Source organism: Butyricicoccus sp., from assembly GCF_050872565.1.
GTDB lineage: Bacteria > Bacillota > Clostridia > Oscillospirales > Butyricicoccaceae > Butyricicoccus_A.
In genome coordinates this window covers 1-2,785 of the sequence record NZ_JBNMHC010000300.1, presented here as the reverse complement: position 1 = coordinate 2,785, position 2,785 = coordinate 1, and the positions used below count along the sequence as shown (strand labels likewise).

The following is a 2,785-nucleotide window of genomic DNA, read 5'->3' as shown; positions in this document are numbered from 1 at the left end:
CCCTTTTCCGCGTGATACACCGCGCCGTCATATTCCAGCGTCATGGTGCCGCTGCGCACAAAGACAAGCAGCGGATTGTCATAATAGGGCCGGCTGACCTGATATTGGCTGTCACAGAAATAATGTCCGCACAGCACCGGATAAAAATACAGGGCCTGTGCGCGCGCCGTCGCCGTCAGCGGCACACAGACCGAGTTGGGCAGAATCCCCGCTCCCAGTTCATACATTTGCCGTTCCTCTTTTCCGCAAAATCGATGATGTTTTCCATTATATCCGATATTTACGTTTTGTCAATCCTGCCGTATAATACAGACAACGAAAACGAAAACAACAAAAAAACAAATCAAAATTTTCGTTTTTCGCAGATTTTGAAACAATTGGTATGGAATAAGAAATTCACAAGTCGAATGATGTTTGTGAAGCACGAGAAAGGATGTATGGAGTATGTATTTAGGTGAAAAGCTGATTCAGAGAGAACCGTTCCGTTGGGGTATCGTAGGCGGAGGCAAGACTTCGCAGGTAGGCTACAAGCATCGTCTGGGCGCAATGCGCGACAACACCTCGTTCCTGCTCAAGGCAGCAGCATTTGATGTCGATGCAGAGCGCGGCAGAGAATTTGGCGTAAGCCTGGGCATGGATCCGGAGCGCTGCTATCCGGACTACAAGGCAATGTTCGAGGCAGAGGCAAAGCGCGAGGACGGCATCGAAGTTGTCGACGTAGCAACTCCGAACTTCCTGCACTATGAAGTTACCAAGGCTGCACTGGAAGCAGGTCTGCATGTTATCTGCGAAAAGCCGCTGTTCTTTGAGGCAGAGCAGGGTGAAGAAATCAAGAAGCTGGCTGAAGAAAAGGGCAAGATTGTCGCTGTCACTTACGGCTTCTCCGGTTTCGACATGCTCAAGCAGATGCGCGCAATGGTAACCTCCGGCAAGCTGGGCAAAATCAACATGATTGAGCTGCGCTATGCACACGGCTTCGGCTGCGATCCGGAAGGCGATGTCAAGAACGAAGGTCAAAAGTGGCGCGTAGATCCGACCAAGGTTGGCAAGGCATTTGTTCTGGGCGATCTGTCCACACATACCTACTACATGTCTCAGCTCATCTGCCCGGATCAGAAGCTGAAGGAAGTTCTGTGTGACCGTCAGGCATTTGTCGGTTCCCGTTATCCGCTGGAAGACAATGCGTATGTCCTGATGCATTATGAAGACGGCGCTGTCGGCCGTATGTGGTGCTCTTGCGTCAACGCTGGCGACATGTCTTCTCAGCACATCCGCATCGTCGGTTCCAAGGCTTCTCTGGAGTGGAACGACGCTCGCCCGGATATTGTAAAATACCAGATTCAGGGTCAGCCGGAGCAGCTGCTGTACCGCGGCTTGGATTATCTGGATCCGTCGGCACAGGAAGATGAGCGCATCGGTGCTCTGCACTACACCGGTCTGATTGACTCCTGGTCCAACCTGTACAAGCGTTTCGCTGTTGTTATGGACGCAAAGGACCGCGGAGACGAAGAAACCGTGAAAAACGTTATTTATCCAGATCTGGAGCACGGCATTGACGGCATCAAGTGGATCAATGCTTGTGCAGAATCCGCAGACAAGGGCGCTGTTTGGGTTCAGGTCTAATCTCGAATACCACCAATTTATTTTCCTTCTCCAGTCCCCGCCTCCCCGGCGGGGATTGGAGCGTTTATGCAAAAACCCCGCAGTTTCTACGATGAAACTGCGGGATTTGTCTTTGTCTTACGCACAAAGGGCTGGCTCCCTCGTTGAGGGAGCTGGATTGCCGCCTTGCGGCAAGACTGAGGGAGTTTTATCCAATCGACAGAATTCGCATAAGATTTACTCTGATACGTACCTGCTCGCGTTACTTCGCCCTCTCAGTCATTTGCTCTGCAAATGCCAGCTCTCCCAGAGGGAGAGCCGAGAAGCCGGTGCGAAAAGTCAATCTTGACCAGATGAAGTCAGTCTGATAAGATAGTATTCGAGGCATACCATAACGGTAGGCGGTTGCCCTCTAACTATCTGGGGGCGCTTCTGAAACTGCCCCCAAATCTAAACGGTTAGGGGGTGATGCAGTGCATTATGTTACATATACCGAATTGTTTACAATCGGCACGTTCATTGTTGCATTGATAGACCTGATTCTCAGGATAAACAAGAAGTAATCCGCCTCACTGCGACATAAGGCGGATTATTCTTTCCATAAACTCTTTATGTGGCAACCGTCTATCGGTATGCCTTTTTCTATGCTCAGTATAGCATCGTATGTTTAAAAAGTCAATGCATCTTATCCATTGCTATTCGTCGAATTCGGGCGGTTTTCTCCGCTCGGGCGTCTGCGTCTGCGGCGCGGACGGCGAGAGGTATTCTCTTTTCCTTCCGACGATTTTTCCGTCTGATTCTGCTCACCGGCAGTCTCCGATGGCTTTTTCTGGTTGTTCAGGCTGCGTCTGCCGCGATTGCCGCGGCGCGAGCGAGAGCGGCCGTTTCCGCGTCCCTCATGCGGCTTTTCCTGCATCGGATACGGATTATCTTCGCGCACCGGAACTTCGCGGTCGATGGTTTTCTCAATGCGGCGCAGATACGGCACTTCATCTGCCTGACAGAACGTAATTGCAATGCCGCCGTGACCGGCTCTGCCGGTTCTGCCGATACGATGCACATAGTTTTCCGGCTCTGTCGGCACATCATAGTTGATGACATGCGACAAGTCGCTGATGTCCAAGCCGCGAGCCGCAATATCTGTGGCAACGAGCACGCGGATTTTGCCCTCTTTGAAGCGATT

The 2,785-nt window shown here is 51.5% G+C and carries 2 protein-coding genes and 1 pseudogene; 1 reads left to right on the top strand and 2 read right to left on the bottom strand.

Going from position 1 to position 2,785, the window contains the following annotated elements; genetic code table 11:
• A pseudogene (locus tag ACR0P9_RS10415) lies at positions 1 to 227 on the bottom strand (hypothetical protein); the annotation flags it as partial.
• Between the two features lie 217 nt (positions 228 to 444).
• Here ACR0P9_RS10415 and ACR0P9_RS10410 point away from each other — a divergent pair.
• Positions 445 to 1,623: a Gfo/Idh/MocA family protein gene (locus tag ACR0P9_RS10410; RefSeq protein WP_432619888.1), complete on the top strand. Its 1,179-nt coding sequence runs from the start codon at positions 445 to 447 to the stop codon at positions 1,621 to 1,623.
• Between the two features lie 664 nt (positions 1,624 to 2,287).
• On the opposite strand, the gene ACR0P9_RS10405 is transcribed toward ACR0P9_RS10410, so the two are convergent.
• On the bottom strand, positions 2,288 to 2,785 hold a 498-nt coding region (locus ACR0P9_RS10405), incomplete at its 5' end, for a helicase-related protein (protein WP_432619886.1).